Raw genomic sequence first — 14,062 nt, 5'->3', positions numbered from 1 at the left:
GGTTCGGGTGCTCAGGTCGAGCCTCAGCGAGCATCCGCAACGCCCGCTCACGCATCTCCGGCGAGTATTTCCTGTTCATCGAGTTCCATCCTTGCTTGAAGAACGGAACGAAAGTCAGGCCGATTCACTGAATCGGTGCAGCTCTGATGGTGGGGCGACCACGCCAGCCGGTGGGCACGTTCGGATCGATCGCCACGACCGAGTACGCACCAGGCAAGTACCGGGCGACAACGAGATTCCGTGATTGGGACGGCCAATCGCGCAAAGTCACGGCGACCGCGAAGAGCCGGAAGGGCGCAGAAACAGCCCTCAAGCTCGAACTCGCGAATCGGGTCCGCGTGAGCAGTGGGCGAGAGGATGTGACCGCGGACTCTTCGTTCGGCGAGCTTGCAGAAGCGTGGGTCGAGGACCTGCGCATGGACGTCGACCGCTCGGAGAGCACAAAGGAGACCTACCAGAAGGCGCTCAGGCTGTGGGTCATGCCGGCTTTCGAGAAGTTCACCGTGCGGGAGATGACCGTCGCCCGGCTTGACCGCTTCCTCAAGACGCAACGCGCGACCTCGTATTCGCGCGCCAAACAAGCTAAGACGATCTTGAGCATGATCCTCGGGTTCGCAGCCCGTCATGGCGTCATCGCGACGAATCCGATCAAAGAGACCGCGCAAATGAAGCGGCCGAGGAAGGTGCCGAAGGCGCTCACTATGGAGCAGGTCGCGTTGATCCGAAAGGCCGCGCGGGAGCACGGGATCGGACGAATGGGAGTCAAGCCTGATGGCCAGGTTCGAGACGTCATCGAGGTGATGCTCGGCACCGCGACGCGGATCGGCGAAGCGCTCGCGCTGCGCAAGTGCGATATCGACATGACCGTCGACCCGCCCACAGCACGGATCGCAGGAACGATCATCTGGCGCAAGGGGGTCGGCGTGAGCCGTCAGGCACATCCGAAGACTCACGAGTCGAACAGACTCGTTGCTGTGCCGGCCTTCGTGGCCGAGGTGCTTCGTCGCCGGTTGGCACTCATTCCAGACGACGAGCGCGAGGATCAGGAGCACCTGCTGTTCTTCACGCGAAATGGTACGCCGTTGGCTCCCTTCAACGTTCGACGGACGTTTCGCCAGATTCTCGATGAAGCCGGGCTCGGTGGTCTCGAGATCAGTCCTCATGCCTTCCGGCGAACTGGAGCGACGTTGATCGCGCACGAGCTTGGCATCCAGGCGGCCGCCGACCAACTCGGACACACCTCGACATCGACGACGAAGGACCATTACGCCGAGCCAGATCGTCGTGTGAGCCCGCTGCCTGCGCAGGTGCTCCAGAGGCTGGCGCCGACGGAAGCGGCAGACGACGCTGTCTGGACGCCGAATCCTGAGGCGTAGGCCACAGCGACTAGGTTGGGCGAGAAACCCGCGCACCAGGTCGTTGCGGTTCAGGCACTGTCGCGGAGGTTTCGACGTTGGATGTCGACGTAGACGAACTCGACGAAGTCGGCGTCTCGATCCGTGAAGGAGGTCTCCTGGACAGTATCGACATGCGGTTCGCCCGGCCAAGCGGTTTGGCGGGTGGGACGGTCACGGTCGAGGCGGGTGCCGGAGGTGGCGACCCAATCGTGGAGGCGGTTGCGGGCGTCGGCGAAGTCGCGGTGCCAGCCGAAGGGCGCGGACCCGTGTTGCTCGGGATCGTAGGCGCTGAGCCAGTGCAGGTGGAGGGCTGAGAGTTCCCAGACGAGCTCCGGGTGGCGGTGCCAGAGCGGCGGGATGATCGACGCCGGGAGCCCATAGGTGCAGCGGAGCCAGTTGACCCAGCGGTTGAGCTCGATCCAGGCCAGCTCGGCTTCTTCGGCCGTGAGCAGGTTCCAGTTGATCGGGTGCGGCGGCTCGGCGAGCAGCTGCTCGCCGAGGTCGTCGAACGCGTCGTCGTCGAATGACGTGCTGAACGCGCCGACGTCGAGCCAGGACTCATGCTCGGCGCCGGCGCGCTCAGTGTGCGGAGAGGTCGTCACAGGGTTCACAAGCCGAGTGCGGCGTTTCCGAACTGCGACGGAGCGGCACCGCGGCGGATTGCGGCTTCGCGATCGGTTCTGGATGCCTCGGTGGCGGTCGCCGTGGCATCCGTCTGGATCGTCGGGTGCCGGTGGGTGCGGTCGACGTCGTACTCGGTGCGGGCGAGGTCGTGACCGAGCTTTTTGGCGACGAACTCCTCGCGGTCAACGATTTCGCCGTCGCGTTCGACTTGGAAGGTGCGGACGTAGCCTTCGGCGACGAAGCTGTCGCCTTTCGCGAAGCGCGTCATGGCGCGGTCGGCCGTAGCGCGGTATGCCACGAGGTCGTGGAAGGTGGGGGCGAGTTCGGTGAAGGAGCCGTCGTCTTCGCGACGGAATCGAGGCTGTCCGATGCGGGCGTAGAAGCGGGTCTCGCCTCGTTCGGTGACAGTCTGTTGAGGGTCGGTGGCGATGAAGCCGGAGATCGATTGCTGGGTGTGCAGAGCCATGGGACTTTGCCTTTCTGTGCTGGGCGGATCGACGATCCGCTCTCACCATCAGGTGCGCCGCGCGCTCCCGAGGTCGAGCAGCCCCGGCATCACTCGGCAGGTTCGGCATCGGCCGGTTCGGACTCGGCTTCCGGCACCGGATCAGCGACGGGAGCGGGTTCGCGCAGGAGGGTTTCGATCTCAACCCGACCTACGCGGAGATTTCTGGCGTCGGCGCGGTTCGTCCATGCGCGCAGACGGGCAATGATCGGCGGTGCCGAACGGAGCAGGATGAGGCCGGTGCCAAACGGCAGCGTGCGGATGGTTTCGGGTGGCATGGTCGCGATGCGGCGCACGGAACGTTGCGCGGACCGGGATCCGCGGTCGCCGATGGTGGTGGAGTCGGTGGCGTCGTCACGGTCGCCGATGAGGGTGGAGAGGTCGTGGAGGTCTTTCGAGTTCGAGGCGCCGCCGAGTACGACTTTCACGATCGAGGCATCCCAGATCGTGCTGGCGGCGCTGTCAGACCATTTGGTGCGCGCCTGCGCGAGAGATTGCAACACGGGCATGGTCGTGATGCCGGTGCCGCCGCCTTCGGCCATGAGGTTGGGCAGCGAGGGGAGCGGGGCGAGATTGCCGATCTCGTCGAGCGCGAGCAGCAGGGGCGGGTCGAGCCTGGCGCCGGTATTGCGTGCGGCGATACGGCGGGCGGTCTCGATGAGGTCTTCGAGGAACGCGGCTACGAGGGATGCGGAGTTGTTCGCGCCGACGCCCGTGGCGAGCAGGTAGAGGGTGCCGTTGCTCTGCAGGAATTCGTCCGGGTGGAACTGCTCGTCGAGGTCGGGGGAGACGGCAGCGAGCACGCGTGGGTCGGCGAGCGCTCCGAGCGAGAGCGATACGCCTTGCCAGATGGAGTCGCGGGTGCGGGGGTCGGCTTCGAGCATTCGCCTGTGCCGACCGGCCAGAAGACCACGCCGCGCGCAGGAAGCCCTTCGGACTCGCTCATATGTACTTCCCAACTCCTGTGCCATTGCGGGCATTCTGATCACGGTATCCGGGGCTGACGACACCCCATTCTCGGGTCTCAAACGAACGCCTGAAAGGCGCCAAAGGAGGTCAGTGGTGCTGCTGCCGCGCTAGGCATGCCCAGGTGGCAAGCATGCGGGCCCGGGGCGTCCGAAGCAATACCCCAAAAGAAGGGCAACCGGTTTGTAAAAGTCCTCACAACGTTGACATTTCGGCGGCCGACGAGCAAGAGTCCGTCGAAGCGGAGGGTGGGAAACAACACCGTTCGACAAGTTTCTCAGCCATGTTGGGGCAACCTACTTGTGACCTCTACCAAGCGGTCTGAATTGTCGGTACCACGTCTGCGCTGTCGAGGAGAGGGTAAACGCGGAGCTGAGTTGCGGCGACGTACTAATGGATCGCGCCGCCTCGCTGTCGAGCACGTGGTCGACGCTGAACAAGCGGAGAGCGCTCGAGAGTGAGGGGGTCACGCTGACGAGCGCCTGTGCCGCGTGCAGGTGGATTGAAGCAATCTCGTCCAACTCGGGCCACATCTGCGTCGTGATGTTCAACGCGGTAGACGGGGCATTGTGCGCTGCGTGAAACGTCGATTGTGGGACCGACGGCGCAGTCGCGATCTCGGCTACCAAGTGACCCAAGGTGTCGACCTCGATGACTGAATGCCTGGCAGAGCCTCCTCCGACCAGGCCCCCGATCACTTGGACGAGCGCCGCGATTCCCGGGCCCACCCATCGATCGCCGGCGCCCACCACCAAGTGCGGACGGATGATCACCCCACCGTGGTCGAGGATGATCTGTTCCGCCGTGGCACGACTCTTGCTCAGCGTGGATTCCGGGCGTACCTGTCTCGTTTCCTCCCGGATGAAGTCGTATGGTTCGCGCCCGTAGACGGCGGCGGTGCTCACGTAGGTGACGCGAAGGCCGCGGGCGCGCGCGGCCTGAGCGACGTTTCGCGCCCCCTCCACGTTGATCGCATCGCAAAGGGCGGGATCCGTACCGATGTAACTCGCGGCGTGAACGACAGCGTCGGCACCTGTGAGTGCCGCACTGACTCCGGCCGGGTCGCGGATGTCCGCGGCGAACGGTGACGCGCCAGGTTGCCGTTTGATCGCGCGTCCGCGCCAACTCGGCAATTCGCGAACCGCCCGATCGACGGCGGATCCGATGAACCCGCCCGCTCCGAACACGGCAATGAGTGAGGTGGTGGTCTTCACGATTCCACGCCCTCCAATCTCTTCATCTGTGGCAGGTGCCGTTCGCTAGGCTTGATTCCTGAGCGGAATCGAATCGGGGTTGGATGGTTCAGCAGGAACGTGCGCGCGTCACGCGTGACAAGATCATGTTTGGCGCGGCGGACGTGATCAGACGTGTCGGTTATGCGGCGGCAACGCTGGGCGAGATAGGTGAAGCGGCAGGGGTCACCAAAGGTGCGCTGTACTTTCACTTCGCGTCCAAGGAAGAAATCGCCCGCGCCCTCATCGAGGAACAGCACTCATCGACTCGTGCAGCCGCCGTAGAGATCATCGAATCTGGTGGGCCAGCCGTGGAACTCATGATGCGGCTGTGCGCAGACCTCGCAGTGCGCCTCGTTGATGATCCGATCGTCCGGGCCGGCATCACGTTGACAACTGATACGTCGACCCTGGACACGCCGCTGCAGGATCCATACCGGGACTGGATGGGAACGTTCGAAGAACTCGCTTCGCAGGCTGAGCGGGCGGGGGAGACCAAGACTCGCGTGAAGCCCGACGCGTTGGCGCGTTTCATCATCCCTGCATTCACCGGCGTGCAGCTCGTATCTGAGACGTTCAGCGAACGAAAAGACTTACTCGAACGAGTGCATGAAATGTGGCAGGTGCTTCTCGCGGCCATTGTGGCTCCCGACGCACTTGATGACTGGCTCGCCGTGGCCGAGTCGGTGTTCACCGCACCTCAGTCTTCAACCGTCTGAGCATCGCGCTGGCAGTCAACGCAACCTGTCCCGCCTGAATGATCTCGAACCGCCCGTGGTCCCCACTGATCTGCGCGACGACTTCTGCAGGTTGGTCGAACTCGACCACCTTCTGGAAGCTGCCTTCGAAACCGAACAGGTCGACCTCAGGGCACATGGTTGCGACCTGAGCGACTTGCTTGCAGGCCTCGATCAGGGCCGTCCCAGGGATGTGGTCCAGCAGGTGATCGTAGAAGATCGGATGGCCTCGATCGACGTCGATTTCGAAGCTTCGACCTGTCTGGACGATCAGTACATCGTTTGCGCTCGCTCGACTTACTGTTGACGCTTGGACGAGTGGCCCGCGCCGGTCAAGCGGCGGTGTCGCGCCTGCTCCTGCTCCACGTGTTCGCCAATAGGCGGTGCTGCCGACAACCAACGCGTCTCCGTGGCCGGAGGCGCCAACACTGTGCAAATGGCTCAGCTCGATGTCGAGGCGCGCGCTGCGGAGTTCACCTCGCGCCGAGCGACGAATCGAGCTGCCCGCGACGCGGGCCACGAGCTCCAACGCGGAGCCGTCCGCAGCCAGCGGGACGTTCTTCCGCAAATCAAGGCCGAGACCAGTCATGAGGAACTTCATGTCCAGCGGCACCCCGTACGCAACGTGGCACACGAGGATCGTGATCTGCCGGATCGATTCCGCGACGGCTGCTGAGTCAGGAGGACTTGTTGAGAAGAATGCGTGACGACGGGGCCACTGGAGCGCGACTTCGAACCGGTCCTCATCGATGTGGGCCAAGTCAGTTGGGAAGACCTCGCTTGTCGATTGTCGATGAACGAGAGCTCGAGAAACGGGGCGCTCGAAGGACAGCACGCGTGACTCCAGGGCTCAATCAATGAAGCGAAGACCCGCTTCACCGGAGGAGGATATCATGCCGGTCGACCGGTTTCTCCACGCGAAGGAGCATCCCGGAGGCCAGAGGCCAAGCATTCGATCGTCGACGTGGCGTCACTCGGAACGCGCCAACGCGCGTGCGAATCAGATGGATAGCGCCGAGGGTATTGCTAAATACCGGTCGCACGGTATTGTTTGAGGCACATCCTCAGGCGTTGAGCTAAGGCCCACCGCGACACACGGTGCGGACGAGGTGTTGGATCGACGATGGCGCCGGTGGGGGAACCGGCACCATCGTCGATCCGTTTCTGTAACCGACCAGACACGCCGTGGAACTTCCCCCTGTGGAATGTTGAGTCTCCATTGGAGGTCGGCGTCACATCTCAGAGTGGAGAAGGAATGAAGTCAGTAGCTATTGCGGCAATGCCGGGCAAGAAACGGACGACGGTGGCCGCGGGTGTTGTGGCGCTGGCCCTGGCACTTGGAATGAGCTTGGCCGGTGCTGGCCCAGCGGAAGCCGTGTGTGTTTGGACCGGAACCAAAGGCTCGACCTGGACAGGTAGCAACCCGAACGGGTGTTCCAGTTCCTCCTACGGGCAGGCTCGCGTCTGGCGGTACATTGGCACGTCGCCCTCTGCCTACGACAGTCCGATCAAGAACAACTCATACGCCTACGTGTCGAACTCGAACGGGTCTGACGCTGGCCATGCGCATCGAGCCGGAACATCCTGCGGAATCGGCGGAACCTGCATGGATGGTTGGTCGAGTTTTTGAGCAACCGAATCTGGCACGCCCCGGCGGCACTGACGCTCGGGGCGTGCCTGCTATTGTCCGGCTGTTCCAGCCCTGCTGAAGCTGACGGTCCTTACTCTGATGCCGCGCGCGAGGCACTGGATCGAGCATCGAGCGACTTCGAGCGCGGGGTTTTTTCAGACCTGAACGTCACCCGGGCAGAGTATGAAGAAGCAGTTGACCGATATGTCCGATGCATCGAGGACGCCGGCGCTGAGGTCAAACCTGTGGACCAGGGCGGTTACTACATCTACGCGGTTGGTGGCGACACTGGGAGATACGACGCTGTGGCCGATAAGTGCTCGACCGGGACTCGCGCCCTCATCGAGCCGCTGTATCTGAATATGATTACCAACCCCGATGCTGAGGATTTTGAAGACATCGTGGTTGCGTGCTTCGAGCGCCATGGCGGCATCGATGAAACAATCTCGGGCGACGACCTTGAGCGTTACCTTCAGGCCTCCACCGACGGTGACCCTCTGCCGTTTGAGGTCGACCCGGACGTCTTCGATAGCTGCATGAGCAACCCTCAGAACTAACTTTCGCCAGGTGACGTCGATGAAGAAGAGACCTCGGTCCCCGGGAAGTGGCAGCTGGACGCCCAGCGCATTGATCGCCGTCACCGCCCTGGCGGTGGGCCTCTGCGTCGGCAGCTTGCTCGTCCCTCCGCTGCTGCCAACATCGCTGGGCTCTCCTGCGACGCCCACGACGTTGAAGATCTCCGAGTCGTCGTATCCCGATGAGCGGCAGGTCGCTCTCGAACTCACGCGCTCCTCCCCTGCGCCGCTCGCGAGCCCGCGTGGCGGGACTCTCACAAGCTATGCCTGTAGCCCAGGTGCCGAGATCACGAGTGGCACGGTGCTTGCGGCGCTCGACGAGCGCCCGATCATGGTCCTTGGAACTAGCGCACCACTCTGGAGGACGTTGGTTGGCGGAGAGCAAGGAGAAGACGTGAGGGGGGTACAAGAATCGCTGGCGGCCCTCGGCTACGCCATCGATGTCACAGGTACCTTCGACTGGCAGACACGGGTCGCCACCGAGGAGTTCTACAAGGACAGAGGAGTGCCGTCAGACGACGGAGTTCTTGATGTTGAAACCACTATCTGGATGCCCAATTACGCCGCCAATATCGAATCCTGTCCGGCCACGATTGGCGGATTTGTCGCAGCGGCTGTTCCTCTCGCTACCCTGCACAACGAGATCACGTCGGTCCGCGTGGCGCCGATACCGAAGGACCTCGTCCCAGGGGCACGCCACCTCACGGTTGGCGAGACCACGCTTGAGCTAGGGGACGCAGGAACAGCGTCGCCGGACAATGGCGACTTCACTGCGTTTGCAGCCGAGCCGGCGGTCATCGAGTATCTGTCGAGCGACAGCGACCTTGTACTGACCGGGGTGCTCACGCTCGCCGATCCAGTCCGCGTTCTCACAGTGCCTGCTTCGAGCATTTTCGGAGTAGGTGAGGCGCAATGCGTCTCGGACGGAGAAGACCTTTACCACGTGAGAATCGTGGCTTCCAGACTGGGCAGCACACTCGTGGAACCCAACGACCCCAGCCAAGTGCCGCTGCACGTCTTGGTAGACGCACCTCCGGGACAACAGTGCGAATAGAGCTCGCCGCCATCGGGCATCAGTTCGCCGATCAATGGCTCTTCCAGGGGCTCTCGCTGACGTTCGAGGCCGACAGGCTCTATGCGCTGGTCGGTCCGTCTGGTTCCGGCAAGTCGACGCTCCTCTCGATCATCGCGAGCATGATCTCCCCCACTGAGGGGTCGATCACGTTCGAGCGCGTCGACGAAGTCTTCTGGGTTTTCCAAACTGCGAATGGTGTGCCCGCGCGATCCGCCGCAGATCATGTCGCGCTTCCATTGCTTGCGCAGGGCATGGACCGGACAGTTGCCGACCCAATCGCACACGACATCCTGCATCGGTTTGGTCTCGGAGCGACCGCCGACCGTCCATTCAAATCTCTGTCCGGAGGCGAGGCGCAGCGCCTGATGCTGGCCCGAGCGATGGCGCGGGATCCGCAATGCCTCCTTATCGATGAGCCCACAGCTCAACTCGATCGCACGAGTGCCGCCTCGGTAACCACGACGCTCATCAACCTTCGCTCCTCGAGCCGCATCACGATCGTCGCGACGCACGACCAGTCGGTCATCGATGCGTGCGATTCCGTCATCGACCTCACGCCCCAGACATGAAGCTGCGAGCCATCGCGTCGGAGGCCGGAAGGAACGTCCGCTCGGGTGCGACCCGGGCGGTGACCTGGGCGTTAATCGTTCTCCTCATAGGCCTGGGGACTCTTCTTGCCGATACATATCAGGCCGTCCGAATCGTGCAATCCGCGTATGCGTTCAACGCAAGCGGCGCCTCCGTTCTCACATTGCAGACTGATGGAACCGTTGACCCAGGCCGTTGCCTTGCACTGGAGACGGTGGAGGGCGTCGAGTCGGCGATGGCCCTGCGTTTCACTGAGACCACCCTCCGTCCGATGGCACTCCCCGAAGGTCCCCTGCCAATCGTCGAAATCGCGGGCGACCCGGTTGCATTTCTCGATGGCAGTCCGGATCCGGTCAACGTCTCTGGAATCTTGCTCTCCACCGAGGTGGCCGAGCAACTCGGGATGGAAGGTGCCGACGCGCTTGAGCTCGAGTCTGGAGAGCGGGTCGCAATCCGCGGCACCTACCCATTCGCCGACGACGGACGAGACGGACGGCTAGCGAGTAGCGCGCTTTCGGTCGTGCCACCGGCGGGCCACTTCGACGAATGCTGGATCCGAGTCTGGCCTTACGAATACGCAGCGGTGGACTTGCTTGCATTTACGGCCGACCCTGCGCCCGAAGGCGCGAGCCTGCCGCAAGCCGCGCAGTTGAACATGACCCTCGGCACCGCTCCGGAGTTCCAACAAGAATTCTCGCACCGAATCACACGCATGGCGGCAGCCCTTGGCCCGCTCGCAATTGCTCTAGTCGGCTTCGCTGCGCTATGGGCGAGGCGACTAGAGCTAAGCACCGCAATGCAACTCGGCGTCCGCAAACGAGAACTCGTTCTGCAGATGCAACTCGAGACGCTCACGTGGGCTGCACCCGTCTGCTGGTTGCTCCTCGCTGGAGGCTTTGTGCTGCTCAACCACGCAGTCCTATCGGAGGACCAGCCAGCGCTCTTCGCGGGCCTTGCCAGCCAGGTGGGCGCAGCCTTGATCTGCGCACTCAGCGGTGCCGCGGCTGGCGTTCTTTGTGTGCGTCCGACTCTTCAGTACCGATATCTAAAAGCTCGGTAGCGCCGCCCATGATCGTGCACCGAATACCGGCGGGCACGTGTAGTCCGCTTAGCGTTCGCGTTTCATGGGATCTGAGGCGGCTCCGAACGCTCACAACGGTATCGCCGGGAATGTCCTCGGGCTCGAGCTGTTGCCCAGTCGTAAATTCACCATGCTCGCCAAGCGTGCTGCAGCACATCAACACGCGGTCGACATCTGGGTGTTCATCAGACTGAACGACAGATGGGTAGGCTCACCGCAGCGAACGCTTGGGCTTGCTGACCGACGAGGCGGCGGACTTCGCATGACGCCTGGATCGCCGCCTGCTCGATCGTCGCAACGGCGATGTCGAGCTCATCGAAGGTAGGCGCGGACACGGAGACGAGCCCGGTCACACGCAGCACACCGTGGCCGGCGGTGAGGTCGGCTTCCTGTTGCAGGACGTCGCCGTACTCCGCCGTGGCGGAGGCATCCTCGATCTGACCGATGCGGCTGCGCTGGTGGGCGTCGCTGATGAGTTCGGTCTTCTTCTTGCGAATGTCGCGGGCGGCTTGGTCGGCGCGCACCGGGATGTAGTGCAGGGCAAGTGTGCGGAGCACGCCGTTCGTGAAGACGATGGGCGCAAGGAAGCCGGGATAGACCTGCGAGCGGGGCCACTCGCTGATCCAGAGCACGGCGTGGTACGCGGAGTCGGTTCGGAGGCGATCCCAGGTCTCAGTGACAGCGACCGGGCCGGCGGTGGCGAGGTCCCGGCCGACATCCGGGTGGCGGTCGAGCTCCACGGCCATCGCGGGGTCGTAGGCGGTGCGCAAGGCGACGGCGAGCTCCGCAGCGGTGAGCCATCCGCTGACGATGAGGTCGGCGGTGCGCAGCGCGCTCGAGAGTGCGGTCATCTCTTGTCGTAGGACGGCGGCAGCGCCGCGCATGCCGCCGCCGTTCGCGCGGACCTGCCTCGCGGCGGCGGTCAGATCGAGCGCGAGGCTAATGGTCGTCGCGTGTCGCTCGCCAGCCGGCCCCGCTCGTTCGATGAGGTCACGATAGGTGTTCGCGGCCCATGAGTCGTCGTCGGTGCCGTGGCGTTCCCACCACTCGGCGAGGCCGGTACCGGAGTCGGGGAGCGTTCGTTCGCTGACCTGGATGCGTGCAATTCGTCCCGACCGGCAGGCGCCCGCGAGGACGCGCCCCCATCCCTGCACCCGTCGGTGCTGCTCGCCGGGGTCGATGAGCGCGAACGCCGGGTGGGAGATCGCCAAGATCGCCGTGAGCGTCTGCTCGTGTGGGTCGTGGATCATCACGGCGCCCGATTCGGGATCGTGCCATTCGCGGAGTGCGGCCGCGTCGCCGGGCAGCGCGAGTGTGCCGACCGGGCGGGGGCGGAGGATCCGACGCCGGTAGGTGAGCTGGCCGCGCGCGGCGCGATGCATCCACTTCGTCGTGATCGGCACCCATTCCACGAGCTTTCGGCCGCCGAGTGGGAAAACAGCGATGAGTGCTGCAGAGCCCCAGATCGGTGACGTCCATGCGACGCCAGATGCGCCGGCTGTGTAGAGCGCGCTCACGAGTACCAGGATCGCGATTCCGAGCGCGACGAGCTGCGGTGCCGACATCCCCATCAGGATGCCGCGCTTGGTCAGACGCGAGAACTGGACAGGCGCGAGCCTGGTGTCGGTCGGGGCTGTGGCGGTGTGCATGGTCAGGCGTCCTTTCGTGCAGTTGGCGGTGGCACGGGCACGCTCGGTTCGGGTGGTCGCGGGCGCATTGCAGTTGATGGTGCAGGGGGCGCATGCCCGTTCGCTAGGCTGGATTTCAGGCGGAATCGAATCGGGGTTGGATGGTTCAGCAGGAACGTGCGCGCGTCACGCGTGAGAACATCATGCTCGGCGCTGCGGATGTGATCAGGCGTGTTGGCTACGCGAACGCAACGCTCGGGGATATCGGAGAAGCGGCAGGCGTCACCAAAGGCGCCCTCTACTTTCACTTTCAGTCCAAAGAGGACATTGCTCGGGCGCTTATCGACGAGCAACACGCGACCACCCGTGCAGCTGCGATCGAGATCATTGAGTCGGGTGGGCCAGCCGTCGAGCTGATGATGCGGCTTTGCGCGGACCTCGTGGTTCGCCTGATCGATGACCCGATCGTTCGTGCAGGAATCCGACTGACCACGGACAGCTCGACGTTCGACGCGCCGATACAGGATCCGTACAAAGATTGGATGACTACGTTCGAGCAACTCGCGGCGCAGGCGGCGGGTGCCGGCGAAACCAGAGCTCGAGTGGAGCCGGCGATCCTGGCCCGATTCATCATCCCAGCCTTCACAGGCGTGCAACTCGTCTCTGAAACCTTCAGCGAACGTAAGGACCTTCTCGAACGGGTGCACGAGATGTGGCAAGTGCTTCTCGCCGCGATCGTCCCGCCTGACACCCTCGACGATTGGTTCGAGGCGGCTGATCGCATCTTCATCGTGCACGCAACTGCGGTGCGTTGAGCGCCGCACTCGCGACCAACGCGACCCGCCTGTCCTGAGTGATAGTGCACGTTGCCAGGTTCTGCTCGACGTGGACTCGGACCTGCGCGGGCTCGTCGAACTCCACGACCCGTTGAAAGTCGCCGTCGAACGCACATAGATCAGCGTCGGGCCGCCCCGTTGCGACCTGAACCGCTTGCTTGCACGCCTCGATTAGGGCGGTCCCTGGAACATGGTCAAGTAGGTGGTCGAAGAAGATCGGGTGCCCGCGATCGACGTCGATCTCGAGGCCGCGTTCCGTTTGCAGAAGCAGCACGTCGTTCGGGCTGGACCGACCGACCGCCGACGCCGCGATAAGCGGGGCACGCCGGGTTGGCCGCGGCTCAGCCTCGACGGCAGCTCCACGCGTTCGGTTGTAGGCGCCCATGCTGAGCAGCAACGCATCCCATGCCCGGTCGCGACGACTCCATGTTCGCCATGCAGTTCGAGATCGAATCTGCCGCCCCGGAGATCGCCACGAGCAGTGCGCCGGATCGATCCTCCCGTCACATGGGCCACGAGTTCCAAGGCAACGCCGTCCGCGGGCTCGGGTAGTCCATCACGCAGTTTGAACCCCAAACCGGTCATGAGGAACTTCATGTCGAGCGGCACGTTGTATCCGACATGGCAGACAAGGATCGTGATCTGACGGACGGATTCCGCGACGAGAGCGGAATCGACTGGGTGCGTCCGGAAAAACCCATGTCGGCGGGGCCACTGAATCGCTACATCAAACCGGTCCTCGGCGATCATCACCAAATCCGTTGGAAAGACCTCACTCGTCGATTGCCGGTGTACGAGAGCGCGGGTTACAGGGCGCTCGAAGGACAGCACACATGACTCCACAGTTTGAAAGACGAAGCGTCGCCCGCCTCACTCGAGGACCATATCATGCCGGTTGACCGGTTTGTGTCGTTCCCATATGCTCTCGCGTTGGAAGGGCCAAGGTGGCCTCGAGAGGACGACATGAAACTTGCGATGAATGTCCGGCGACGTCTGGTTGCCGCTGCAGCGGTGGCTGCGCTTGGAGCGGCAGTGCTAACCGGAGGCGCGTTGGCGAGTCCGTCTGAGTCGGCCCAAGCGGGCACGTGCTACAACACGCAGCGCGATGCGACGTACAACAAGCCCGGGTGCTTTACTGTCAGGCACTGGGTTACCCGCACCTCCACAGGAACGACCCGAACCTACGGG

General features: G+C 63.6%; 13 protein-coding genes and 2 pseudogenes. 6 read left to right on the top strand and 9 right to left on the bottom strand.

Going from position 1 to position 14,062, the window contains the following annotated elements; translation table 11 throughout:
* The first annotated feature begins 146 nt into the window (after window positions 1-146).
* Window positions 147-1,376: a tyrosine-type recombinase/integrase gene (locus tag GQR16_RS04675; protein ID WP_157413976.1), complete on the top strand. Its 1,230-nt coding sequence runs from the start codon at window positions 147-149 to the stop codon at window positions 1,374-1,376.
* A 50-nt stretch (window positions 1,377-1,426) separates the two neighbouring features.
* On the opposite strand, the gene GQR16_RS04670 is transcribed toward GQR16_RS04675, so the two are convergent.
* The 4 genes and pseudogenes from GQR16_RS04670 to GQR16_RS04655 all read right to left on the bottom strand — a co-directional run bounded on the left by GQR16_RS04670 (window position 1,427) and on the right by GQR16_RS04655 (window position 4,706).
* Window positions 1,427-2,008, bottom strand: a complete 582-nt coding sequence (locus tag GQR16_RS04670) for a hypothetical protein (protein WP_425482609.1) — start codon at window positions 2,006-2,008, stop codon at window positions 1,427-1,429.
* Window positions 2,005-2,487 (bottom strand): single-stranded DNA-binding protein, encoded by a 483-nt coding sequence (locus GQR16_RS04665; RefSeq protein ID WP_157413975.1) that lies wholly within the window; start codon window positions 2,485-2,487, stop codon window positions 2,005-2,007. The genes GQR16_RS04670 and GQR16_RS04665 overlap by 4 nt, the downstream gene beginning before the upstream one ends.
* 89 nt (window positions 2,488-2,576) lie before the next feature.
* Window positions 2,577-3,410, bottom strand: a pseudogene (locus GQR16_RS04660) (type IV secretory system conjugative DNA transfer family protein); the annotation flags it as partial.
* Between the two features lie 378 nt (window positions 3,411-3,788).
* Window positions 3,789-4,706, bottom strand: a complete 918-nt coding sequence (locus tag GQR16_RS04655) for an NAD-dependent epimerase/dehydratase family protein (protein WP_170298411.1) — start codon at window positions 4,704-4,706, stop codon at window positions 3,789-3,791.
* 83 nt (window positions 4,707-4,789) lie between these two features.
* Between GQR16_RS04655 and GQR16_RS04650 the strand changes: the two genes are divergently transcribed.
* Complete coding sequence (locus tag GQR16_RS04650; RefSeq protein WP_157413972.1) at window positions 4,790-5,443, top strand: ScbR family autoregulator-binding transcription factor; 654 nt, start codon at window positions 4,790-4,792, stop codon at window positions 5,441-5,443.
* Here GQR16_RS04650 and GQR16_RS04645 read toward each other — a convergent pair.
* Both GQR16_RS04645 and GQR16_RS19565 read right to left on the bottom strand, forming a co-directional pair.
* Window positions 5,415-6,296 (bottom strand): ScbA/BarX family gamma-butyrolactone biosynthesis protein, encoded by an 882-nt coding sequence (locus GQR16_RS04645; RefSeq protein ID WP_157413971.1) that lies wholly within the window; start codon window positions 6,294-6,296, stop codon window positions 5,415-5,417. The genes GQR16_RS04650 and GQR16_RS04645 overlap by 29 nt on opposite strands.
* A 950-nt stretch (window positions 6,297-7,246) precedes the next feature.
* On the bottom strand, window positions 7,247-7,876 hold the full coding sequence (locus tag GQR16_RS19565; RefSeq protein ID WP_170298410.1) for a hypothetical protein: 630 nt from the start codon (window positions 7,874-7,876) through the stop codon (window positions 7,247-7,249).
* Between the two features lie 91 nt (window positions 7,877-7,967).
* On the opposite strand from GQR16_RS19565, the gene GQR16_RS04635 reads away from it, so the two are divergent.
* From GQR16_RS04635 to GQR16_RS04625, 3 genes are read left to right on the top strand one after another with little or no spacing between them, the layout of a single operon-like run.
* Complete coding sequence (locus tag GQR16_RS04635; protein WP_170298409.1) at window positions 7,968-8,720, top strand: peptidoglycan-binding domain-containing protein; 753 nt, start codon at window positions 7,968-7,970, stop codon at window positions 8,718-8,720.
* Window positions 8,711-9,310, top strand: a complete 600-nt coding sequence (locus GQR16_RS04630; RefSeq protein WP_157413968.1) for an ABC transporter ATP-binding protein — start codon at window positions 8,711-8,713, stop codon at window positions 9,308-9,310. Before GQR16_RS04635 ends, GQR16_RS04630 begins: the two co-directional genes overlap by 10 nt.
* A complete protein-coding gene (locus GQR16_RS04625; protein WP_157413967.1) occupies window positions 9,307-10,389 on the top strand; it encodes a hypothetical protein in 1,083 nt (360 codons plus the stop codon). Before GQR16_RS04630 ends, GQR16_RS04625 begins: the two co-directional genes overlap by 4 nt.
* A 206-nt stretch (window positions 10,390-10,595) precedes the next feature.
* Here GQR16_RS04625 and GQR16_RS04620 read toward each other — a convergent pair whose 3' ends face one another.
* Window positions 10,596-12,059 (bottom strand): SCO6880 family protein, encoded by a 1,464-nt coding sequence (locus GQR16_RS04620; RefSeq protein ID WP_157413966.1) that lies wholly within the window; start codon window positions 12,057-12,059, stop codon window positions 10,596-10,598.
* 140 nt (window positions 12,060-12,199) lie between these two features.
* Here GQR16_RS04620 and GQR16_RS04615 point away from each other — a divergent pair, with 140 nt between their 5' ends.
* Window positions 12,200-12,853 (top strand): ScbR family autoregulator-binding transcription factor, encoded by a 654-nt coding sequence (locus GQR16_RS04615; protein ID WP_157413965.1) that lies wholly within the window; start codon window positions 12,200-12,202, stop codon window positions 12,851-12,853.
* Here the strand turns inward: GQR16_RS04615 and GQR16_RS20165 are convergent.
* Together GQR16_RS20165 and GQR16_RS20160 are read right to left on the bottom strand one after the other, a co-directional pair.
* Window positions 12,825-13,259, bottom strand: coding sequence for an AfsA-related hotdog domain-containing protein (locus tag GQR16_RS20165; RefSeq protein ID WP_157413964.1), 435 nt, complete (start codon window positions 13,257-13,259; stop codon window positions 12,825-12,827). The genes GQR16_RS04615 and GQR16_RS20165 overlap by 29 nt on opposite strands.
* 68 nt (window positions 13,260-13,327) lie before the next feature.
* Window positions 13,328-13,624 (bottom strand): annotated as a pseudogene (locus GQR16_RS20160) (AfsA-related hotdog domain-containing protein); the annotation flags it as partial.
* Window positions 13,625-14,062: the final 438 nt, after the last annotated feature.

This window comes from Agromyces allii, assembly GCF_009749385.1.
In the GTDB taxonomy this organism is placed as follows: domain Bacteria; phylum Actinomycetota; class Actinomycetes; order Actinomycetales; family Microbacteriaceae; genus Agromyces; species Agromyces allii.
Note: the sequence above shows the minus strand (reverse complement) of the source record. Positions and strands in the feature narration are given on the sequence as shown.